Here is a 23,852-nt window from a genome sequence, read left to right as displayed (position 1 = left end):
AGTGTATATTAACTATTTTAAGCGGGGGGATAACAGAAAATAAAAATTAATATTTATTCAGAAATAGGAATGAAGATCCATTTATAATGGATCCAATGCCAAATCTTAAAAAAATAAATCAAAATTAATAGCATTTTCAGCATAAATAGTAGTACACCATAATATTTATTAACTTATAGTTAATAAATATTAAAGGGGTAGATGAATATGATTGGTAAGGTACCAACATTAATTTATGATCTGTGTGGGGACAAAGTAGAAGTTATGAATTACACGAAAGTTTTTTTTGAAAATCAGAATGAAGAGGGTTATGTGCTTCATGTAGAGCAACATGATAGAGTTACATCTATAAGTGAATTTGATTTAGAGAAAAGAGAAGATAAGTATTATTGCACTAGGAAGTTGTTTAGCTAACTAAATTTTTGAACATAGTTTTAACGACATTTCAGAAGGAAGGTCTCCTACTTCTATAAGTTGGAGTTACATGCCCTAATAAATAGAAAACTTCAGTGGGAGTATAAATCTCCTTCTGAAGTCGTTAATATGCAGCTCCGCAGGAGATGATTTAACGTCATTTATTTAATCACACAAGCTTTATAATTAATAAAGCTTGTGTGATTTTCTGCGTTTATAGTAATATTATATATTTGTAGTATAATCAAATAATGATAAGTATATTTTAGCTTATAAAAAGAAAACACTGTTTATAAATATAAGGGTGAATTAACCGATAAATAGTGTAAATCATATATTATAGTGAAATTAATAGTTTATACACTGTTAACTTAACTCGAAATAGTTTATAATTTATAAAATTAACATATGAAATGCAATAAGTCTGGATAAAGGTATGTTTAGCTATAGTATAATAATAATTGGTGTAGGGGGTAAAATATGCTAAGCCAGAAAGAGAAAACAATGATTTTAGAAAATTTTGCAGAAGAAAATCAACCTATAGAAATAATAAATAAATTAAATGATGGACAATCTGAGGCGGCGGTATATACTGTGGAATTTAGTGAATCGCGTAAATTAGGAGTTCTAAAAATTCAGGAAATGAATGAAAGCGGATTACATAATAAAGCATTCTTACAAGCAATAGAGAATGGAATTGAAGGATATATTCCTGAAATTATTGATGAAGTGGAAATACAATGTGAAAATAATTTAAAGAGATTTGGAGTTTTATATGAATTAGGCGGAGATAATGTACTGGGAATTAAAACATTGAAATATTCAATGGAAAATGAATTAGCATTAGTTAAGCAAACTTCAGAACAAGTAGCTAAATTTTTATATAATTGGAATAAGCCTCATATCTCTGAAATTAAATCTCCTATTGATATAATGAAAACTTCCTTAGGTTATAGATTTATGGATGAGAAATTTATAAAGGGTTTTGAAACATTAATGATCGATGAGGATAAAAAATGGCTAGTCATTGATGGAGTTGATAAATTTTTTCCGAATCCATATAAATTTTTTGCAGATGAAAAGGTATGGTGTGGTCGTAAAATAAAATATTTAGATTCATGCATACATGGTGATTTGCACGGAGGAAATATAATTGTTTCGGTGAAAAAACCGTCTATTATTGATTTTGGAAGTTACCAACTTCATAGTAATATTTTTTATGATACAAGGTATTTAGAAATACATTCTTTAATGGACTATTTAAAATTCGATAACAATAAACAAAGAAAATTTTGGATTAGTTTATGTGACGAATTAACAAAAAATGTTAAATATGTTGATATTCCAGATGGAGAAGGAGCTAGTATATTGAGAGATATAATACCAGAATTAAGACATGGTATAGACTATTTGCTCTCGGATTCTAGAAATAAACTATATGAGCCATCTTTTTATTTAGCTGGAGTTTCTGCAGGATTGAATTTCATTCGTAAAACAAAGGATGAAAATAAAAGGATGGCAGCAATGATATATACAATGTATAACTTAAGAGCAGTTTTAAAGCATGAACTTATAGATTTATATAATCCTAGCTTATTATCGAGCACTAGTGTTCAATGGTTTTTAGATGAAGCTTCAATAAGTGAGTATCTAGATAATGATTCAATATATAAAATTGACGAAAAGGCATATCACATTTCGGGTATAATAAAAAATAAGTCTATAGAGCTTACAGTTGAGCCTATTATAAACTTAAACAGTGGCAGGGTTAAATCATTAGAAATACTAGTTAGGGATTCAAGATTAGAATTTTTCCCGGATGAAATGTTTGAAAAAGCTAGACTTACCGGGGATTTGGAAAACCTTACTATGCTAGCTTGTGACAAATTAAATAACTATCTAAACAAACTTGAACCATTTATTGAAGAAGGATTATTTTTTAAGCTTCAATCGGATACAACTAGGCATACTATAAAAAAAGTTATAAAGAAATTGGAAGGGACAAACTTAGTTTTAGAAATTACACAACGTATACCAAGAAGTGCATTTTGGCGTAATTTTGCTGATGAATTAAAATTCAAATTAGCTATGGATAACTTTGGAGAAGGTAACTCTAATATGGTAGAATTGATAAAAATGAAGCCACATTTTATAAAAATTTCTCAGGAGATAGTAAAAGATGTGCATAAAGATGAAATAAAAGCATTGATGATAGAACATATGGTTAAAATGGGGATAAAAACAGGAATGAAGATTATAGCCGAGGGAATACGAACCTTGGAAGAAAAGGAAAAGCTAATGGAACTAGGTGTTGAATATGGACAAGGTACGTATTTTTCTTCAGCCATGCTTATTGATCATGCAGATTATGGAATTTGGAAACAAGGATTTTAGAATTTTAACGACATGTCAGAAGGAAGTCTCCCACTTCTATAAGTGGGAGTTACAGACCCTAACAAACAGAAAATAAAATTTTATTTTAAAAGACAGATGGCATTAGAAGAGATCCCTTCTAGGCGGCCAGTAAAACCAAGGCCTTCCTCTGTAGTAGCTTTAATGTTAACTTTATCTATAGGTAATTGTAGAGCAGTTGCAATATTTATTACCATAGGGGGTATATGGGGCGCCATTTTAGGGTTTTGTGCAATTATTGTAGCATCAATATTTTCGATTATGTAATTCTTATTTTTTATTAAACTGCCTACATATTTAAGTAGGACAATGCTAGACATGCCTTTATATTTAGCATCAGTATCGGGGAAATGATTTCCAATGTCACCAAGAGCCGCAGCACCTAAAAGAGCATCTATGATAGCGTGAACAAGAACGTCTGCGTCTGAATGCCCTAGTAATCCAGCCTCGTGCGGTATGGTTACTCCACCAAGTATTAAACTTCTACCCTTAACTAATTTATGAACATCATAGCCCATTCCAATTCTCAAGCGAATTACCTCTTTTCAATTTAATTTATAAATATTTTAAATATATAGAAATGTAACAGTAGGAATATATACTTTTCTTTATATAATATAGCATTTCATGAGAAGGTAATCAAGAAAATTTATTCGCGCAACACATTAAAATATGTAGTGAGGCACTCACGGATTTAGTAATAGGAAATATGATGAGAAAATAGCCAATAAGTTATTAACATGTTATCCACAAAACTGTGGATAGTGTGCATAACTTAATAATAAAATTTAGAAATATTTTATTTAGAATGCAAGTATTTACATAAAAAATTCTAAAAACGTCTATAATTAATACTATAAAGTATTCATTAACATCAACCCCACATATTATCCACACAAAAGCTGTGGATAATGTGTATAAGCCTTAAATGTTTTATATAAATTTACAAAAACATACATAATTTTAGTGTATTTGTGGATTAGTAAATCTTAATGTGTACAATCTGTTAGTCTAAATAAAAAATAGTAAAAAATTTCAAATTATTAGTAAATTTATGAAAATAATAGAGTGAAATATAACGTAATATTTATAGAAAAATAAATATTAATTACTTAGAAAGGATTTTAAAAGGTTGAGAAAAAGTTGTCAAGTTTTTTAGTGATAACTATAACAAATTGTTTAGTAGCGTGCCTAAGCACCAGAAATGTAATTAAAATGTAATAGCTATAAAACAGTAAAAAATTAAAAAGATCTCAAATTGTAGGGAGTCCCATAGAAGAAATTACCTTTGAGTCAGTAAAAAAATATTGGATAATATCTCATAGAAAAAGACTAAAGAAATATTTGAATTCAAGGGTAATAAAGAGATAATTACTAATAAATTTAAAGATATATTTACAAAAAAAAGCAGAAGTTAAATAAGATAGTTATTATTAACTAAGACTAACAAGTTATCCACAATTTCTGTGTGAATAATGTTGATAACCTTTATATAAGCCAAAAAGCACACAAATTTGTGTGCTTTTTAACTACATTTAAGCATAGAAGATGATGTTTAAGCATTTTCAGTTTTAATAGAATCAGAAATTAACTTATTAATACCGACTAGTTCTTTTGGCGTTAGATATCTCCATTTCCCAAGGGGTAAGTTGTCTATAGAAACATTCATAATTCTAAGCCTTTCAAGTTTCACAACAGCATACCCTAAATGCTCACACATTCTTCGTATTTGACGGTTAAGTCCTTCTGTTAAAGTTATTTTAAAAACATATTTGCCTTCTTTTTTTACAAAACATTTTTTAGTTATAGTATTTAGTATAGGAATACCATTTGCCATACTCTTTATGAAATTAGGGGATATAGGTTTATCTACAGTAACAATATACTCTTTTTCGTGGTTATTACCTGAACGTAAAATTTTATTCACAATGTCTCCATCGTTAGTTAGAAATATAAGACCTTGAGAAGGTTTATCAAGGCGACCAATGGGGAAAATTCTTTTTTTAAAATTTATAAAATCTATGATATTTCCATTAACTTTATGCTCAGTAGTGCAGGTTATTCCAACGGGTTTATTGAAAGCTAAGTAGACAAATTCTACTTTATGTTTTAATGGTTTACCATTTATTTCAATGTGATCAGCTGCAGATACTTGAGTGCCCATTTCAGGGATTTTGCCATTTAAGGTGACATTGCCTTTGTCAATCAGTTTATCTGCTTCACGCCTAGAGCAAAAACCCGTTTCACTTATAAATTTATTTAATCTAATTTTTAAAGCACTATTTTCATAGGGCTGAATAATGTTTTTCTCTTTTTCATTAGGTGTGGTTTTCATTTTGCACCGTCCTTTGGAATTATAAAATAAGATTAAGGTATACAACTCATATTATATGGTTAAATCATCTCCTGCGGAGATTAAATGTCGTTAAATAATCATACAAATAGTTGTAAGGGTATCTTAAGCGGGATACCCTTAGTCAATTACAGCTTGACCATTATTATTTAGTGATACCTTGAAATTATGTGTACCAGCATACCTATTAAACTCAGTTAAGTTAATTGGAGTTTTATTTTTATTTTCAGAAACAAATATATAAATTTTTAAACCGTCGTCCGCATGTGCTTTAGTTAGGTATTTTTGTTTAAGCGATTCATCTAAAATTAAATGAAGTGCTTCATCCAAGGATTTATTTTCTAAATTTACAAGTTGTTTTATTTTATAGCCTCCAGGACTTCTGCCTTCTACTTTTGTAATTTTATTTGAACCGTTTACCTCCATTTTTAGAGAACAATTCATGTCGACTATAACAGAAAAATTATATCTATTATCCAAATATAATTTTCTTATTGAAAATAAAAGTAATAGGATGCAAGAAATAGCCAATAAGTACTTCCAAACGGAAATGCTTCGAAATTCTTTACCTACATATAGTTCGCCTATTTTAGGATGAGCCGTATGCTTTTCAAGGGTTACAAATTCATTATTTTGGGTTATGATATAGACCTTATTTTTTTCAATGTTAATTATTTTACCAGATTTTTGCATAGTGGCACCCCTTTTATATGCTGTAAGTGTATTTAAAAATGATAATGGATTGGAACTTATGCCTGCCACGGTTATGGCGAGGAGATAAACCTAAGTAACTATTTACAGGAGGATAAATGTAATAAATTGATTTTATAATTATAGAGGCTGATAAGCATTATATTCAGGATTTAAGGAAACTAGAATATACAAAGTATGCACTGAGTTTCAATTATTATTATATCACATGAGAAGCTTATTAATAATTCCATTAGTTCATAAAGATAAGAAATATGGATTAGTAATAATTCTAAATCATAAAATGGGAGCATACAATGAAATTAAGAGGGCTAATGATTTCCCTTTTGTTATTTAGTATATATTTTAGGGTCAAAATAAATTAGGAATATTATAATAAAAAACCTCACAAACATTAAAAAAGTTTGTGAGAGTTTTTATTACAATATAGGCGAAAGTAATCTTGAAATAGATTCCTTAAATTTAACAATAAAACTTCTATTAACATATTTTTCGAGAGTTAATTCATCGCAAAATTTTAAATCGTCCATAAAAAAATGTTCTAAGTCGGAAGTTATTTCTTTATCATATATAAAAGCATTAATTTCGAAGTTTAAAGTAAAGCTTCTAATATCTAAATTAGCGGTGCCTATGGAGCTTATAGACTTATCAATAGAAAGAAATTTACTGTGAAGAAAGCCCTTAGTGTAGGTATAACATTTTACGCCTGATTCTAGTAGCTCTCCCATATAAGATGTAGAAGCCCAATACACAAAGGGATGATCTGGTTTACTAGGTATCATTATGCGAACATCGACTCCGGATAAGGATGCTATTTTTAAAGCTTCTAATATACTGTCATCTGGAATGAAATAAGGAGTTTCTATAAAAATATTGGTTTCAGCTTTGCTAATCATTTTTAAATATCCATTTCTAATAGACTTCCAAGTTGAATCAGGACCGCTTGAAACTATTTGTAGACCTGTATTCCCAAGGTGAGCTCTGTGAGGGAAATACTTGTTATCAAAAATTGAATTTTCATTGGCGGCAAATCTCCAATCCATTAGGAAGTGCAATTCCAATGCATCTATTGCATCGCCCTGTATGAATAAATGGGTATCTCTCCAAAACCCAAATTTTTTAGAAAGACCTAAATATTCATCACCAATATTAAAACCACCTATAAAGCCATATTGACCATCGATAGTACAGATCTTACGATGATTTCTAAAATTTACTCTTAGATTTATATAAGGAACAAAGGGTGGGAAGAAACAAACAACTTTTCCGCCAGCCTCAATTAGTGGGGCGAAAAAGCGCTTAGGCACTTTAAGGCATCCCATACCATCATAGAGTAATTCTACCTCCACCCCTTCTTTAGCTTTTTGGGATAAAATTTCAAGAATAGTTCTTCCTAGATTATCATTTTGAAATATATAATACTCCATATGGATATATATTTTTGCATTTTTAAGGTTTTCTTTAAGTTGATCAAATTTTGATTTGCCATCAGTAAATATGGTTACCTTGTTATTATTAGTGTAAAAAGAATTATCACTGCAAAGATTAAGTGTCATAATGTCAGAGTATTTACTTAAAAAAGGATTAGTTTTAATTAAATCTTCATTATTTAAGAACTCCTTTTGTTTATCAATAATTGAGGTAAGATTCTCTTTTTCTTCTTTTTTTAGAGAAAATAATTTTTTTCTTTTCAAATTTTGACCAAGAAATAAGTATAGAATAAATCCTATGGTAGGTAAAAATAGTAATACCATAAGCCAAGTCCAAGTACTTGCAGGATTTTTGCGTTCAAGAAATACAACTGCCAAGGCGAAGAGGATATTGATAATAAATAATAAATTTAAAAAATGTAACAATAGTTCATTTGTAAACATATGTGCCTCCAAAAATTCATTTTATCTTATAATGATAGTATACATATAAAAGCGTATAAAAAAACATTAAAAATACGTATAAATAGAATATCTATTTTTTTATTAAATGTTTTTTGAGTAAAATAGAAATATTTCAGTATTATAATTTATATTATTAAAGGAATAGTAAGTTTTATGGTATAATAAAATTAAATTGCTGAAATCAACTTATGTGAAGAAGTATGTTTTGAATTGAATTTATGAATATATTAATAATATGTATTGTTTTTTTATTTGTGCATGAAGGTTTATACTAGATTGCTACTTTAAAAATGAGAATGGAATCGGGGATAAGGATATGGGGTTAGTTCATAGAATAGTTGATGAGGAAATAAACAAATCCTTAGAGCTTATAAAAGAATTAGAACTTGTGATGAATGAGATTCAAAGTAGCGAAAGTCTATTTAGTTCTAATATTCAAAATATGTCTTTAACTAACAAACAAAGTATATTAGAAAAGTGGGTTAGTTATGTAGGATGTTATAATGAATTGAATGAAACACGGGAAAAATATAAAAATAAACTTATATTAAAACATACAGAAGATTCACACACTAAATATAAAAATATATTATTAATTTATGCCTCTACCATAGCGATACGTAAAAATGCTGTATTGTTAGCTAACATTATAGAAAAAAATAAGTATTTGGAGTCAATGTTAAATGAGGCTAGGCCCGAATATAATATTAATAAAAAACAATATTATTATATTACACAAGAAATTACAGAAATTTATTATATGATATCTTTGTTTAGGAATAAGCATTACTTTGATTTTATGGTAAATCACTATGAAGTTTATGGATATGAAAGAGATGAAAACGAAGAAGAATTATTAAATTATGCAAGTTATAATTATTTAAATGTTATAAAACTTGTTAAAAATCATAGAAATATTGTTAAAAATAATATGATTAATTTTTTTGGAAAAAATATTTTTGATTTTTGGTTCCCATTTCAAAAATGGATCGCTATAAGTATTACTGGAGTTGATTACTCTAGTAGAAAAGAGAAATATGTTAGTAATGAAGATATTAATATTATAAAAGAAGAATTGCTACCAGGGGATATACTTTTAAAGAGGAACAATTATCAACTAACCAACCTGGGATTACCAGGATTTTGGACTCACACTGGGATTTATATAGGCTGTTTAGAAAAATTGGACAAGTATTTTAACGACATCCCACTGGGGGATTGTTTGTGTGTTTCAGAGTATGTAAAAGTAATTTATCCTAAAGTATATGATAGTTTATGCAATGAAAATAATGGAGAATATATTATAGAAGTTATTGCCCCTGGTGTGGTAATAAATCCTCTAGATGCTATTGCAAAAGTTGACTATTTTTCTGCATTACGTCCTAAATTACCTAAAGAGGATAAATTAAAAGCATTGTTTACAGCGTTTGAATCTTTAGGGAAGGCATATGATTATAATTTTGACATTATGACAGATAATGCTTTGTTTTGTAGTGAATTAATTTATAAATCGTATTTATGTTCAAGGAATAAGAAAGGGCTTACATTTAACTTAGAAGCAAAAGCTGGCAGGCTATTACTTTCACCTAATAATATTATTAAAAAATTTGATTCAGAATTTGATAGTGAAAATGCAGAATTTGATTTTGTAATATTTTATGATGGTAGTGAAAGAGAAAGAAAAGCTATAAGGAAAAACGAAAATGATTTAAAAATAACTTGGAAGCTATCTAAGTGGAGAATGTTAAGGAGAAGGGTTATTTTAAAAACAGAAATAAGGTATCCTATAGTAATATTAAATTCAGCATTATCAAAATTAAAAATTATTTTATATGGTGTGTTTTATTAATTATGATATATGTATATAATATAAGCATTGTATTAAAAATATGGTTAAGTATTAAAAAATATAGTTAAAATATTAGATTAAATTCTAAAACAGAAAGTAGGATAAATAATAAATATGAGAAATATAAAAATTGTAATAGAATATGATGGTACTAGGTATAAAGGATGGCAAAGACTTGGAGATAGCGATAATACGATTCAGCACAAAGTAGAAGCCGTTTTAAGTAAGATGGCAGAAGAAAATATTGAAATTATTGGGTCTGGAAGAACAGATGCAGGAGTACATGCAACAAACCAAGTAGCAAATTTTAGAACAGAATGCACAATGCCAGATCATAAAATGCGTAGTTATTGCTATGAATATTTACCAGAAGACATTGTAGTGAAGACGGTCGAAGAAGTGGATCTCAATTTCCATGCTAGATATAATGCTAAAGTTAAAAAATATGTATATAATATTTGTAATAACAAAGCACACAATGTTTTTACTAGAAAATATGATTATCATGTGCCACAACCTCTAAATATTGAAAATATGAGAAGAGCAGCAGAAATTTTAATAGGAGAACATGATTTCCAAAGTTTCACAACACTTAAAACAAAGAAAAAGTCTACTATAAGAAATATTTATACAATAAATATCGTAAATGATGATGGAAATATAGAAATTAGTGTTCAAGGAAATGGATTCATGAAAAATATGGTGAGATTAATAGTTGGGACACTTGTTGAAGTGGGCCTGGGTGAAAAATCTGTAAATGAAATTAGTGATATTTTAGATAAAAAAGAAAGAAAATATGCTGGACATATTGCACCAGCAAAAGGCTTATTTTTAGAAGAAGTTAATTATTAAAAACCAATAAAATGGTTAATATTACAGCACCAAAGGTGATGATTTAAAAGAGGCACATAAGTATTAACTTATGTGCCTCTTTTTAGTTTTATGTTTAGTTAAAACATCTCCTGTATAGATGAGCATCTTATTTGAATATACCTTATGTAGCTATATATGCCAAACTACAGTATTCCTTCATTCTTTAATATATCTTCAATTTCATCAACTTTTCTAGAGAGAATATAAAAACTATCTTTTAATATATTTTTTGGAAGAGGAGTTTCTTTTATAGTTTTTTCTAACACGTCTATAGTGTCGAGTGCATCATCAATGCCCTTTTGTGCTAGTTTTAGATTAGCTTCTTTCATTTTTTAATCTCCTTTAACTTATGTTATTTCATTAAATATACTTAAAACCTAACATTAGTAATTACTAATTTCAAGTTAAGAATGACTTTTATTTTATGTAAAACTGAAAAAATTAACTTTTCTTATTCTTAAGAATTTTATTTTTAACATCTTTCAAAATAGAATCGAAACCTTTGAATTTTACGTCAGGAAAGGCTTTTATAAGTCTTGAATAATCGGGGGATTTTTTGAAAACCAAAGAATCATATTTTACTTTCAATTCTTTTATGATAGTCTCAACGTCAGATTTTTTCTTACTCATCTTAATTTCGGCACTTTCTATTAACTGGTCCAATTTAATTTTTAATTCAGACATATCCTTAGTATTCCCTAAATTTAATTTAAAATCTGGAAGTTTATCGATTAAATCTGAATATACTGTATTTAATTGGGTTAATAGGGACCTTAATTTAAATATTGTATTCACAGTAATTATAAAATCAATGAAGAAATATAGGAATAGAATATAAAAAAGTGTTATGCCTGGGATAGGTGGTATTAAATTTACTATGTAAATAATATAGGGGTGAATTACCTTCAAAATAAATATGGAAACAAAGCCCCATATTATAGAAAAGGATAAGCAAATTCTACCCTTAAGATTGTATGGCTCATCACTGTAATCCCACCAAGTACTATTAAATGCAGTTTCTAGAATATAACCTGTCATATACTCTAGAGCAGAGGTTAAAAATACTGAACCTAAAAAAAGGAAAATATAATTAGTTTCAATATGCTTTAGCAAAACAATTATTGCCAAAGTACCAAAACCATAAATAGGACAAAAGGGACCGTGGAGGAAGCCGCGGTTAATGAATTCTTTTTTCTTAACTGTAGCATATACTGTTTCAAGACACCATCCCATAAAGGAATAGATAATAAAATAATAAAAAAGCGTAAATACGCTAGAATTTAACAAAGTCATATTAATCATAGATTAACTCCCTTTTTTTTAGCCCATTGTACATTGAATAAGAAAATGATAACACAAAAAGCGTTTTTTTTATAGTATATGGGATGAATAAATATTATTATATGCAATTTTATAGAAATAACTACATATATATTAATTAAGCAATGATAATTTAATTTGAATTCTAGGAGGAAAATACATGATAAATATTATTTGGTTTTTAATTTTATCATTTGGGACAATTATTGGTATTGTTACAGGAAAAGGAGAGATTTTATCAAAAGTTATTGTTTCATCAACAACTAGTGCTGTGGAATTAGTAATGGGACTCGTTGGAATGATGTGTCTTTGGTGTGGGATAATGAGAATTGCTGAAAAAAGTGGATTAACTGATAAATTGGCAAGGCTGCTTAGGCCAATATTAAAAATAATATTTAAAGAAGCTGGAAAAAACCAGAAGGCGATGGCTAGTATTACCATGAATTTAACAGCCAATATGATGGGACTTTCTAATGCAGCCACACCCTTGGGCATAAAGGCTATGGAAGAGATGCAGAAAATTAATAATGAAAAAGATATAGCTAGTGATGACATGGCTTTATTTTTAGTTTTAAATGCTGCATGCATTCAGCTTCTGCCTACAACGGTGATATCTATTAGGGCTGCGTATAACTCTCAAAATCCAGCAATTATTATAATACCTGCAATAATTGCAACAGGTACTGCTGCAGTCTTAGGCGTGGTTTATTGTAAAATTCTACAAAGGTATTTTTAAATATATAGAAATATTAATGTTTAAATTTAGATGGGGTAGGTGAAATAGGATGATTATAGCTAATTTAGTATCGTATATTTTAAAGGGAATAATTCCAATTATCATAACGCTTGTGGTAATATATGGAGTTATTAAGAAGGTGAAGGTATATGAGTGTTTTGTTGAAGGCGCAAAGGACGGAATAACTATTTGCCTGAAAATTTTTCCGTATCTTTTGGCTATGATTATAGCTGTTAATGTATTTAGGGCTTCCGGGGCTTTAGACTTTTTTATTTATTTAGTAAAACCAGTTGTTGTGTTTATTGGACTCCCCCCTGAAGTTGTTCCTTTAGTTTTAATAAAACCACTTTCAGGAAGTGGAGCTTTAGGAGTATTCACTGATATTATAAAGCAATATGGAGCAGATAGTTACATAGGACGCGTGGCATCCATAATAATGGGATCAACAGAAACCATTTTTTATACCTTGACAGTATATTTTGGAGCGGTAAATATAAAAAAAATAAGGCATACACTAGTAGCAGCAATATTAGCAGATATTACAGCAATTATAATGGCAGTTAACCTGGCTAAGTTCTTCTTTTAAGGACATTTTAAAAGGGAAGTTCCCCATTTATATAAGTGGAGATACATAATATAAGAAAGAGAAAACTTCAGTGGGGTATAAATCTCCTTCTGAAGTTATTAATGTTGCAGCTTCGAAGAAGATTAAACTTATAACACAAATTGTAAAAGAAAGAAAAAGTATGATATTATAAATATACTGGAGTAAAATAAGGTAGATAACAGATATAATTGTTATTTATATTAGAAGAATGTAAGGGGGATATAATATGATTGAAATTACTGGCGTAAATAAGAGCTATAATGGTAAGAATAAAGCTGTAGACAACATAAGTCTAACTATAAGGGACGGAGAGATATTTGGATTTTTAGGCCCAAATGGAGCAGGTAAAACTACTACCATAAAAATGATTACTGGAATATTAAGTGCTGATAGCGGAAGAATCAATATCAATGGAATTGATATTGAAAAAAATGATTTAGAGGCTAAAAAATTATTTGGCTTTGTACCAGACAATCCGGACATGTTCTTAAGACTTAAGGGTATTGAGTATTTAAACTTTATGGCAGATATTTATGATGTGCCAAGTATTATTAGAAAAGATAGGGTCGAAGCTTTAGCAAATAGATTTGAAATGAGCAATGCGCTAACGGACCAAATTCAAAGTTATTCTCATGGTATGAGACAAAAGATAATTATTATGGGAGCACTTCTTCATGAACCAGAAGTTTGGATTTTAGATGAGCCAATGACGGGCCTTGATCCTAAATCTTCATATGTTTTGAAGGAAATGATGAAAGAGCATGCAAATAACGGGAAAACCGTATTTTTCTCAACTCACGTTCTAGAAGTAGCTGAAAAAATATGCGATAGGGTTGCTGTAATAAATAAGGGGAAAATATTATTCTGTGGAACCCTTGAAGAACTAAGGGAACATTTTAAAGCCAGTGGGTCACTTGAAAAAATCTTCTTGGAGATGACTGAAAATGTATAAATTTATAGCGCTAACTAAGGTATTATTAAAAACAGGAACTGGATCCCCTAGTAGTAAGAAAGATAAAAAAAAGATAAAAGGAATATTGCTTGGATTACTTTTAGTACTAGCATTCACACCTATGGCTAAAGGGTTTGGAGAGTTTATATTTACGGCCTATGATGGATTACATCAAATTGGTCAAGAAGCAGTTATATTGGGATTTGGATTATCTATTGTTAGCGTTGTAATTTTCTTTTTTGGTATTTTTTATGCTATGAGTATATTTTATTTTTCTATGGATGTAGAAAATTTATTACCACTACCTTTTAAGCCATGGCACATTATGGGAGCTAAATTTGCTGTAGTATTAATTTATGAATACTTCACAGAAATAATATTTTTTTCGCCTACAATAGTTGCATACGGTATAAAGAGTAATGCAGGGGTGTTGTATTATGGCTATGGAGTTATTATATTTTTACTCTTGCCTATAGTTCCTTTAGTAATTGCATCTGTAATTAATATGATTATAATGAGATTTACTAATATAGCTAAAAATAAGGATAGGTTTAGATTAGTGGGTGGACTTATGGCTATGTGTTTTGGTGTAGGAATAAACATATATATCCAAAGGTTTTCACAAAATCTAAGCCAATCAGAAGTTACTAAAATGTTTGCACAGGGAAATAATTCCTTAGTTGGTTTGGCAACAAAGCTATTTCCTAGTACTAAGATAGCTGTAAATAGTTTAATTAATACTACTAATGTTCAGGGGTTTATCAATTTGATTTTATTTATAGTAATAACATTAGCTGCATTAATGATATTTATAATGTTGGGTGAAGCATTGTATTTTAAAGGTGTTATGGGGATATCTGAAACAACCTCAAAAAGGAAAACTCTTAGTAGCATTGAGCTTATAAAAAATACGGCACAAAATTCCTCACTAAAGGTATATATAATAAAAGAGTTAAAGCTTTTATTTAGGACACCGATTTATTTTATGAATTGTGTACTTATGAATTTTTTATGGCCAGTATTTTTGCTTATACCAATTTTTGCACAAAAAGGTGCTAGTTCTCAACTTAATATGTTAGCTAAGTTTTTACAAAACAACAAAAGTTCAGGCGTAGCATTAGGCGGCTTCTTTGCATTTATGATTTTTGCATCTTGCAGTAATGCAATTGCAACTACAGCAATATCAAGAGAAGGTAAAAATGTATTTATATTAAAATACATACCTATGAAATATAAAGATCAGCTTATGGCAAAGGTATTATCTGCAGTAGTTTTAGGAATAGCTGGTATGCTTATGGTAACTATAATTGGTTTAATATTTCTTAAGATACCGATAGATTTAGTTTTATTAATGATTATAGTTGGTTTTTTTGGAATAGTATTTACATCTTTTATAGGGATATTTATTGATTTGAATTTCCCTAAACTTCAGTGGAGTACAGAGCAAGAGGCAATTAAACGGAATCTTAATGTTATGATTAGTATAATTATTTGCATAGCTTTAGGTGGGCTTACAGTATTTATGGTTATCAAATTTGAACTAACTAAATGGACTACATTTGCTATAATAGCATCTTCATATGCGATTATAGATGTAGTGCTGTATTACCTGTTAGGTACAAAAGGGGTAGAAATATTAAGAAAAATAGAGTCGTAAAATATAAAATAATGTTGACCTAAGTATAATTTATTGATTTTAGGATAAAAATATTGACATAGTGATTTATTTGCAATATGATTATTATTAAACAAATGCAATGATGAGAAGAGTAATAAGCCTAATTGTTAAAAGAGAGCTGAGAAGGGTGAAAATCAGTAGCAAGGTAGCTTATGAAGATGGCCTTTAAGCATATTATCTAAGTGAAAAATTTAAAGTTTATTGTGAAAATATACTTTTAAATTTAATTGTTAGGATAATACGGGAGCAACCGTTATATTGACAGGTGATGATGGTCACCCATTGAGGTCTTTATAGTGATGTAAAGATAAATTAGAGTGGTAAAACGTTAAATACGTCTCTAAACAGAATTTTTTTCTGTTTAGAGACTTTTTTATTTTCCGGGAAATTATAATCTTTAGGGATTATTAAAGCTAGTTAATATATTTATATTCATGGGATTGAGAACTATAAATAATTTCAATACGAGAGGTAGGATAAAACTATGACTAAAAAAACTTTTTACATTACTACACCAATTTATTATCCATCAGCAAAACTACACATCGGTAATACCTATACAACTGTTGCGGCGGATGCAATTGCTAGATTTAAGAGACTTACAGGCTATGATGTAATGTTTTTAACGGGAACAGATGAGCATGGTCAAAAGATTCAAAGAATAGCCGCGGAAAAAGGGGTCACTCCAAAACAGTATGTAGATAAAGTAGTAGCGGGCATACAAGAATTGTGGGAGCTTATGGACATAAGCTATGATAAGTTTATAAGGACTACAGATGAGTATCATAAGAAGTCTGTTCAAAAGTTATTTAAGCAGCTATATGATCAAGGTGACATATATAAAAGTGCATATGAAGGATGGTACTGCACTCCCTGTGAATCTTTCTGGACAGAAACTCAGGCAGTAGATGGGAAATGCCCTGATTGTGGGAGGCCTGTGGAGAAAGCAAAGGAGGAAGCGTATTTTTTCAAAATGTCAAAATATGCTGACAGACTTATAGAATATATAGAGACCCATCCAGGGTTTATTCAACCAGAATCAAGAAAAAATGAAATGTTAAATAACTTCTTAAGACCAGGGCTTCAAGATTTATGTGTTTCAAGAACAACCTTTGACTGGGGAATACCGGTAGAATTTGATCCAGGCCACGTTATATATGTATGGGTAGATGCTTTATCAAACTATATAACAGCCCTTGGATATAATGGCGAAGATACATCTTTTTATGAGAAATTCTGGCCGGCGGATGTACACTTAATAGGTAAAGATATATTAAGGTTCCATACAATTTATTGGCCAATTATGCTAATGGCATTAGACCTACCGCTTCCAAAACAAGTATTTGGCCATGGCTGGCTTCTTGTTGACGGTGGAGTAAGAATGGCTAAATCCAGAGGAAATGTAGTGGATCCGGTAACACTAGTGAATCATTTTGGAGTGGATGCAGTAAGATATTATCTACTTCATGAAATACCATTTGGTTCAGATGGAATATTTACTAGTGAAATATTCATAAGGAAAACAAATTCAGACTTAGCTAATGATTTAGGAAACTTATTATCAAGAACAGTAACAATGGTAGAAAAGTATTTTGACGGCGTTATTCCAGCACCATCAGAAAAAGCTGATGTTGATAATGAACTAATAGAACTAGCGCTTGCAGTTCCAGGTAAGGTAGAGAAAGCGATAGGAGATTTGAAAATTTCTGAAGCATTGGACCATGCTTGGACACTTATTAGACGGACTAATAAATATATAGATGAAACAACCCCATGGATACTTGGAAAAGATGAATCGCAAAAGGGAAGACTGGGTACAGTATTGTACAATTTAGTAGAATCATTAAGAATGACATCAGTATTGATATCGGCGTTTTTACCAACTACAAGTAAGAAAATAAATGCTCAAATAAATGCAGAAATAACTACATGGGACAGCTTGGCATCCTTCGATGGAACAAGTGCAGGAACAAAAGTTAATAAAAGTGATATAATGTTCCCAAGAATAGATGTAGAAGCTAAAATAGAGGAGCTTGATGCACTTGTAGAAGCACAAAGAAAAGCGGCGCAAAAGCCTACTATGGAGAAATTAAAAGAAGAAATTACTATAGAAGATTTCGACAAGATAGATATGAGAGTGGTTAAAGTATTAGAGTGCGAGCCAATGAAAAAAGCTAAAAAGCTTCTTAAGCTAAAAGTAGATTTAGGTGGAGAAGTAAGACAAGTAATTTCAGGAATAGCTCAGCACTATAAGCCAGAAGAACTAATTGGAAAGTACGTAGTATTAGTAGCTAATTTAAAGCCTGTTACTTTAAGGGGAGAATTATCACAGGGGATGATAATTTCAGCAGCTACAGAAGACGATAGCAAGCTATTTGCAATATCGGTGCCGGGTGAATTACCTACTGGAAGTACAGTAAGGTAATTTGAGTTTAGAAAGCATGAAGTGCTAGTAAATTAGACTTCATGCTTTTGCATTTGAATGTGCCTTATTTAGGGTACATCGACCTATTGAACTTTAATAAGGATAGATTTATAATTAGTTGTTATAAATACTACTAAGAATTACAAGGAGGTAAATAATATGAAATTTATTATAGGTTCTTTAATCGGAGCTGTTATCGGGTATATAACCAATTGGTTAGCTATAAAGATGTTGTTTAGACCTCACAATGAGATTAGACTTTTTAAATTTAAAGTTCCATTTACTCCAGGTCTTATACCAAAAGAAAAATCTAGAATTGCTAAAAGTGTGGGTGAGTCTATAGGCCAACATCTTTTGACAAAGGAAACAATTATGGAGTCTTTATGCAGTGAAGATATGAATCAGCAATTGGATTCTTGGGTGAAAAGTAAGGTGTCTGCTATGGGGAATAGCGAGAATGTAGTAGAAGATGAGATAAAATCCCTATTAGGCGATGAATATTGTGCTTTTTTGCAGAATACTAACACTAATCTTTCTAAATTACTTATAGAGTATATAAATGAAGAAGATGTTAAACAAGGTATTGCTAAATATGCATATGCACAAATAATGCTAGAACTAAAGGTTAAACCACAAACCATTTGTGAAAGTGAATTATATAATTCAATAAAAAATAAAGCGTTAAACATGGTTATTGAGTATAAAAATTCGGAAGAATTTTATAAGGAAATTCAAAAAATATTAAAAGATAAGGTAGCTCAGTTAGTGGTTTTAGACAAGAATTTTGAGGAAGTTATACCTAGTAAGATGATAAGCAATTTAAAAGTGTATGTTTATGGGAAAAGATATAATATTGCCATGGAAATAAAAAAAACAATGAAAGAAGAAAAAAACAGTCAGAAATTAAGAAAAATTGTAGGGGAAACAATAAGTACTAAACTAAGCCCCATGATAGCAATGTTTATGAATGTGGATAGTGTTTATGAAAAAGTTGCAATTGGGATAGACGAATTCTTAGATGATACGAAAAATCATAATGATATTGCCTTAATTATTAATGATATAATAGACAAGTTGCTCAAAAATTCAATATCTACTGTGCTTTCTGAATTACCAGGAGAAGGGATAGACGGCGGTATAGAGCCTTTGATTAATTTATTTACAACAAAGGTTGTAGATGAAAAATTTATTAGTGACACTTTTGATAAGTTAGAGGGTAAATTTAATAAGTACATGTCTATTGAGGAGTTGCTCGAAAAAATAGGCATAGATTATAAAAATGAAATAGAAAAATTTATAAAAAGTCGAATAGAAGCTATGGCAAAAAGCAATTCTGCAAAAATAAAAATTACAGAAATAGTATCTGTAATGATTAATAGATTCTTACATATGGGAACTAAATCAATATTTAATGGAAAGGGGGATAAAATACCCCGATCTGTTTCCAAAGTAGCTCTTGAGCTATACAATAAATTCGTAGAGAATAAGTCTGCTGACGTAATTGAAGTGTTGAATGTAGCTAAGATAGTTGAAGACAAAATCAATGAATTTGATGTAGCTTTTTCAGAGAAAATTATATTAGACATTGCTAGCAAAGAGTTAAGAGCTATAACTTGGCTCGGAGCACTGCTAGGCGCAATTATGGGGTTATTATCACCTGTATTAGGGTCGCTTTAGTACATTACTAATTAATAGGTAAAAGTCACTTTCGTCGTAAAGTGGCTTTTATTTATTTTAACTAAATTGTCGATTATACAATTTTGCAAATAGTTGAATATTAGTGATATAATATCAAACAGACATTTGAATTATATTAAAGAATTTATTATTACATAGAAAGGATGGTGAAAACTGTAATTAAACTTTTGAAATTAACGGGTTTAACGACAGTATAGATTATGATATTTGATTCACATGCACATTATGATGATGAGGCCTTTAATGGAGATAGAGAAGAAGTAATAAAGGGGTTAAACGATAAAGGAGTAATAGGGGTTTTAAACTGCGGTGCATCACTTGACGGTGCAAGAATGTCAGTAGAGTTATCGAATAAATATGATTTTATATACTCGGCGGTAGGAATACATCCTGAATATGCAAATATTGTTAATGAGGAAATTATTGAAGAATTAAGGAATTTAACACATTATCCAAAGGTTAGAGCTATAGGAGAAATAGGATTAGATTATTATTACGACGAAAACCCGGATAGAGAAATTCAAAAAGCGGCTTTTAAACTTCAAATGGAGCTTGCAAAAGAACTTGGATTACCAGTGGTTATTCATGATAGGGACGCCCATAAAGATACGTTAGATATATTAAAGAAATTTCCGGAAGTAGTAGGGGTAGTTCACTGTTTTTCAGGAAGTGTTGAATTTGCTAAGGAGTGTTTAAAATTAGGGTATTATATAGGCTTCACTGGTGTTATAACCTTTAAAAATGCAAAGAAAACGGCAGAGATTGCAAGGATCGTACCAATGGACAGGATACTAGTGGAAACGGATTGTCCATACATGGCGCCTGTACCACATAGAGGGAAAAGAAACCAATCGGATTATATTCAGTACATAATAGAAAAAATATCAGAAGTTAAGGGTAAAACCATAGGAGAAATTGAAAATGCAACAATATATAATATAAAACAATTGCTAAAAATTTACAAATAGTGTAGAATGGTTATTAATACAATTAGTGTGATAATTTTACACGGAATTGTTGGTAATTAAAATTAAATTTCCAACATATGATTTTAATGGTGAATATTAATTTGCCGGGTTACCCTCAAGAATGGGCTAGTTGAGATGGTTTAAGAATATAATTATATGCAAAAAGATGCATTAAAAGTCGAAACTAAGAATAATTGGGTCGAAATTTGACATATTTAATGCTTCAAGGTATAATACCCAAGTATTCTTGACTAAGGGAGGGAATTTATATGATAAAAAACGCGAAAAATAATTTTAAGAACTATTTTTCAAATGGTCCCAAGACATTTTTTGTAGTAATGCTATTATTAACATGCATTTCAGTTACTATGTTTAACATGAAAAAAGCTATATCTGTTATTGTAGATGGAAAGTCTATAGAAGTTATAACTTTAAAAAGTAATGTTACTCAAATACTAAAAAGTAACAATATAGCATTAGGGTCAAAAGACCAAATAACAGTTAGTTTAGACAGTAAAGTAAAAGACGGAGATAAAATATATATAAAAAAAGCTGTAAATGTCAAAGTAACAGTTGATGGGAAAGAGTTAAATATACAAACTGCTGAAAAAACGGTAGAAGATATGCTAAAAGCAGAAAAAATTGTATTAGGTGATGAAGACAAGATTACCCCATTAAAAAGTGATTCGCTAAAATCAGGTCTCGCAGTAAGGGTAACAAGAGTAAACACTGAGAATGTGAAGGAAACTAAAGCAGTTAAATTTGCAACCGAAATTAAAAGCAGCGATGAACTAAATAAAGGTGTAAAGAAAGTTATTCAAAAAGGCATAACTGGTCAGAAGGTTATAACTTCAGCTGTTGTTTATGAAAATGGCAAAGAAGTATCTAGAAAATTAGTTAATGAAGAATTTAAAGCACAGCCCGTTAAGGAAATAATTGCATTAGGTACTACTAGTGTATATACACCATCCCGTGGAGGCGATATTAGTTATACTAGGAAACTGAAGGTTAGGGCAACAGCATATACTGCTGATTATAGTTGCACTGGTAAGAGTGCGGGCGACCCTGACTTTGGTATAACTAGCACAGGGGTGAGGGCGAAAAGAAACTCAGAGGGATATAGTACTATAGCCGTTGATCCTAGCGTTATTCCATTAGGAAGCAAGATTTACGTAGAAGGGTACGGATATGGTATTGCAGAAGATATAGGTGGAGCTATAAAGGGTAATCATATAGATTTGTATTACGACTCCAGTGATGAAATGTGGGGTTGGGGAGCACGAAATGTAAGTATTTATATTGTTAAATAGGAGCGCAAGCTCCTTTTTTTGTTTTATAGTTCACTATTAATAAGTAAAATGGTATTATAGATACAGCAATAAAAAGAAATACTAAGGGATGTTTTTATTTTTTATGATTATATAATAAGGAAAATGCCTTAGTTTATCATAGCAGGTCGATAACCACATAATAAGTGGTGCCCTGCGGTATGAAGAATTAGGAGGACAATATGATTAAAGAAGTGATAGTAGTTGAGGGAAGAGATGATATCACAGCAGTTAAAAGAGCGGTAGACGCTGAACTAATTTCTGTAGGAGGCTTTGGAATCAACGAAAAGGTAATTAGTAAAATAAGGGAAGCTCAAAAGCGAAAAGGGGTAATAGTATTTACAGACCCAGACTTTGCTGGAGAAAAAATAAGAAAGATTATTACCAAAAGAGTAGCAAATGTAAAACATGCGTACATATCTCAAAAGGAAGGTACTAAGGACGGAGATATAGGTGTTGAAAATGCATCACCTGAAACAATATTAAGGGCTCTCGAAACTGCAAAATTTGAAGTCCAAGAGAAAAGAAAAGAGTTTGACGTGCAAGATATGATATTTTTCAAGTTAACAGCAGATATTAGAGCTAAGGAAAGACGCCATGCGCTCGGAAACGAATTAGGTATAGGATACGGTAATTCGGCGCAATTTATAACTAGGTTAAACAATTATGGAATTATAAAAGAAGAATTTATAAATGCTGTACAAAAAATAAACAAGGAGATGAATTATGGCAGATTTGACGATTAGTGAGGTTAGTAAAAAATATGAATTTAGATTCAAAAAAGGTTTAGGCCAAAACTTTTTAATAGATGACTCTGTGCTAGACGATGTTGTAGAGGGGGCAGAAGTTAATGAAGAAGATTTTATAATCGAAATAGGACCAGGATTTGGTACATTAACTAGAGCACTTTTAAGGAGAGCTAAAAGAGTTTGTGCTATAGAGCTAGACGAAAAACTTTTACCGATTTTGCAAGATGAATTAAAAGAGTTCGATAATTTTGAGCTTATACATAATGATGCTTTAAAAGTGGATTTTAATGAACTAATTAAGGATGAAAAATCTGTAAAATTAGTTGCTAATTTACCATATTACTTAACAACACCAATAATTGTTAACTTACTTACTGGGGGTTATAATTTTAAATCTTTAACTATAATGATACAAAAGGAAGTTGCGCAGAGGATAGATTCAGAGCCAAATTGCAAAGCTTACGGAGCCTTTTCAATATTAGTTCAGTACTACTGTGACACGAAAATACTTCGGCTCGTGCCGCCTTCAGCATTTTTGCCGCAGCCTAAAGTAGAATCTATGGTTATAAGATTAGATAGATTAAAAGAGCCTAAAGTTAAGGTGAAGGATGAAGAATTATTTTTCTCTATAGTCAGAAAATCTTTTAATATGAGAAGGAAAATCTTATGGAATTCTGTTAAAGATATAGGAATTCCTAAAGAAGATTTACTAAAATGTTTTGAAAGAGCAAACATTGATCCTAAGAGGAGAGGCGAGACTTTATCACTGCAAGAGTTTGCAACGCTTTCGGATGAAATAGGACTTGTAAAATAAATTTCTATATAGTGTTCATTTTTTATAATATGGTTCATATATTATAATGAATAAGTTTTATATGGAGGTA

At 30.1% G+C, this 23,852-nt stretch carries 21 protein-coding genes; 15 read left to right on the top strand and 6 right to left on the bottom strand.

Features of this window, described 5'->3' with window-relative positions:
• Positions 1-207: 207 nt before the first annotated feature.
• A complete protein-coding gene (locus ACWJJ2_RS12905; RefSeq protein WP_216303294.1) occupies positions 208-414 on the top strand; it encodes a hypothetical protein in 207 nt (68 codons plus the stop codon).
• 480 nt (positions 415-894) lie between these two features.
• Positions 895-2,808 (top strand): EAL domain-containing protein, encoded by a 1,914-nt coding sequence (locus ACWJJ2_RS12900; RefSeq protein ID WP_216303295.1) that lies wholly within the window; start codon positions 895-897, stop codon positions 2,806-2,808.
• An 80-nt stretch (positions 2,809-2,888) separates the two neighbouring features.
• Here ACWJJ2_RS12900 and ispF read toward each other — a convergent pair whose 3' ends face one another.
• The 3 genes from ispF to ACWJJ2_RS12885 all read right to left on the bottom strand — a co-directional run bounded on the left by ispF (position 2,889) and on the right by ACWJJ2_RS12885 (position 5,872).
• Positions 2,889-3,356: a 2-C-methyl-D-erythritol 2,4-cyclodiphosphate synthase gene (ispF, locus tag ACWJJ2_RS12895; RefSeq protein ID WP_216303296.1), complete on the bottom strand. Its 468-nt coding sequence runs from the start codon at positions 3,354-3,356 to the stop codon at positions 2,889-2,891.
• A 1,025-nt stretch (positions 3,357-4,381) separates the two neighbouring features.
• The gene (rluF, locus tag ACWJJ2_RS12890; protein WP_462953381.1) at positions 4,382-5,161 is read right to left on the bottom strand and encodes a 23S rRNA pseudouridine(2604) synthase RluF; all 780 of its coding nucleotides are present in this window, start codon (positions 5,159-5,161) and stop codon (positions 4,382-4,384) included.
• A gap of 138 nt (positions 5,162-5,299) precedes the next feature.
• Positions 5,300-5,872, bottom strand: a complete 573-nt coding sequence (locus ACWJJ2_RS12885) for an anti-sigma-I factor RsgI family protein (protein WP_220286924.1) — start codon at positions 5,870-5,872, stop codon at positions 5,300-5,302.
• Positions 5,873-6,098: 226 nt separating this feature from the next.
• Between ACWJJ2_RS12885 and ACWJJ2_RS12880 the strand changes: the two genes are divergently transcribed.
• Positions 6,099-6,227 (top strand): hypothetical protein, encoded by a 129-nt coding sequence (locus tag ACWJJ2_RS12880; RefSeq protein ID WP_268064034.1) that lies wholly within the window; start codon positions 6,099-6,101, stop codon positions 6,225-6,227.
• A gap of 82 nt (positions 6,228-6,309) precedes the next feature.
• On the opposite strand, the gene cls is transcribed toward ACWJJ2_RS12880, so the two are convergent.
• Positions 6,310-7,764 (bottom strand): cardiolipin synthase, encoded by a 1,455-nt coding sequence (gene cls / locus ACWJJ2_RS12875; protein ID WP_216303299.1) that lies wholly within the window; start codon positions 7,762-7,764, stop codon positions 6,310-6,312.
• A 337-nt stretch (positions 7,765-8,101) separates the two neighbouring features.
• Here cls and ACWJJ2_RS12870 point away from each other — a divergent pair, with 337 nt between their 5' ends.
• Together ACWJJ2_RS12870 and truA are read left to right on the top strand one after the other, a co-directional pair.
• On the top strand, positions 8,102-9,634 hold the full coding sequence (locus ACWJJ2_RS12870) for a YiiX/YebB-like N1pC/P60 family cysteine hydrolase (RefSeq protein WP_216303300.1): 1,533 nt from the start codon (positions 8,102-8,104) through the stop codon (positions 9,632-9,634).
• Positions 9,635-9,748: 114 nt separating this feature from the next.
• Positions 9,749-10,486 (top strand): tRNA pseudouridine(38-40) synthase TruA, encoded by a 738-nt coding sequence (gene truA, locus ACWJJ2_RS12865; protein ID WP_216303301.1) that lies wholly within the window; start codon positions 9,749-9,751, stop codon positions 10,484-10,486.
• Between the two features lie 164 nt (positions 10,487-10,650).
• Here truA and ACWJJ2_RS12860 read toward each other — a convergent pair whose 3' ends face one another.
• On the bottom strand, positions 10,651-10,836 hold the full coding sequence (locus ACWJJ2_RS12860) for a hypothetical protein (protein ID WP_216303302.1): 186 nt from the start codon (positions 10,834-10,836) through the stop codon (positions 10,651-10,653).
• Positions 10,837-10,948: 112 nt separating this feature from the next.
• On the bottom strand, positions 10,949-11,809 hold the full coding sequence (locus ACWJJ2_RS12855; protein ID WP_216303303.1) for a putative ABC transporter permease: 861 nt from the start codon (positions 11,807-11,809) through the stop codon (positions 10,949-10,951).
• A 178-nt stretch (positions 11,810-11,987) separates the two neighbouring features.
• On the opposite strand from ACWJJ2_RS12855, the gene ACWJJ2_RS12850 reads away from it, so the two are divergent.
• The 10 genes from ACWJJ2_RS12850 to rsmA all read left to right on the top strand — a co-directional run bounded on the left by ACWJJ2_RS12850 (position 11,988) and on the right by rsmA (position 23,782).
• A complete protein-coding gene (locus ACWJJ2_RS12850) occupies positions 11,988-12,563 on the top strand; it encodes a nucleoside recognition domain-containing protein (RefSeq protein WP_220286922.1) in 576 nt (191 codons plus the stop codon).
• Positions 12,564-12,612: 49 nt separating this feature from the next.
• Positions 12,613-13,149: a spore maturation protein gene (locus ACWJJ2_RS12845; protein ID WP_165414495.1), complete on the top strand. Its 537-nt coding sequence runs from the start codon at positions 12,613-12,615 to the stop codon at positions 13,147-13,149.
• Between the two features lie 247 nt (positions 13,150-13,396).
• Positions 13,397-14,122 (top strand): ABC transporter ATP-binding protein, encoded by a 726-nt coding sequence (locus ACWJJ2_RS12840; RefSeq protein WP_216303305.1) that lies wholly within the window; start codon positions 13,397-13,399, stop codon positions 14,120-14,122.
• On the top strand, positions 14,115-15,779 hold the full coding sequence (locus ACWJJ2_RS12835) for a putative ABC transporter permease subunit (RefSeq protein ID WP_462953380.1): 1,665 nt from the start codon (positions 14,115-14,117) through the stop codon (positions 15,777-15,779). Before ACWJJ2_RS12840 ends, ACWJJ2_RS12835 begins: the two co-directional genes overlap by 8 nt.
• 505 nt (positions 15,780-16,284) lie before the next feature.
• On the top strand, positions 16,285-18,225 hold the full coding sequence (gene metG / locus ACWJJ2_RS12830; RefSeq protein WP_220286921.1) for a methionine--tRNA ligase: 1,941 nt from the start codon (positions 16,285-16,287) through the stop codon (positions 18,223-18,225).
• Between the two features lie 159 nt (positions 18,226-18,384).
• Positions 18,385-19,902, top strand: a complete 1,518-nt coding sequence (locus tag ACWJJ2_RS12825) for a DUF445 family protein (RefSeq protein WP_462953379.1) — start codon at positions 18,385-18,387, stop codon at positions 19,900-19,902.
• A 221-nt stretch (positions 19,903-20,123) separates the two neighbouring features.
• Positions 20,124-20,891 (top strand): TatD family hydrolase, encoded by a 768-nt coding sequence (locus ACWJJ2_RS12820; protein WP_220286919.1) that lies wholly within the window; start codon positions 20,124-20,126, stop codon positions 20,889-20,891.
• A 269-nt stretch (positions 20,892-21,160) separates the two neighbouring features.
• Positions 21,161-22,201, top strand: coding sequence for a 3D domain-containing protein (locus tag ACWJJ2_RS12815; RefSeq protein WP_216303310.1), 1,041 nt, complete (start codon positions 21,161-21,163; stop codon positions 22,199-22,201).
• Between the two features lie 200 nt (positions 22,202-22,401).
• Positions 22,402-22,965 (top strand): ribonuclease M5, encoded by a 564-nt coding sequence (gene rnmV, locus ACWJJ2_RS12810; protein ID WP_165412902.1) that lies wholly within the window; start codon positions 22,402-22,404, stop codon positions 22,963-22,965.
• Positions 22,946-23,782 carry a 16S rRNA (adenine(1518)-N(6)/adenine(1519)-N(6))-dimethyltransferase RsmA gene (gene rsmA / locus ACWJJ2_RS12805; protein WP_220286918.1) on the top strand — a complete coding sequence of 279 codons (837 nt, stop codon included), beginning with the start codon at positions 22,946-22,948 and terminating at the stop codon, positions 23,780-23,782. The genes rnmV and rsmA overlap by 20 nt, the downstream gene beginning before the upstream one ends.
• The last annotated feature ends 70 nt before the right edge of the window (positions 23,783-23,852 follow it).

Source organism: Clostridium sp. CM039 (assembly GCF_055081075.1).
The sequence above is the reverse complement of the archived record's forward strand: the minus strand, read 5'-3'. Positions and strand labels throughout refer to the sequence as shown.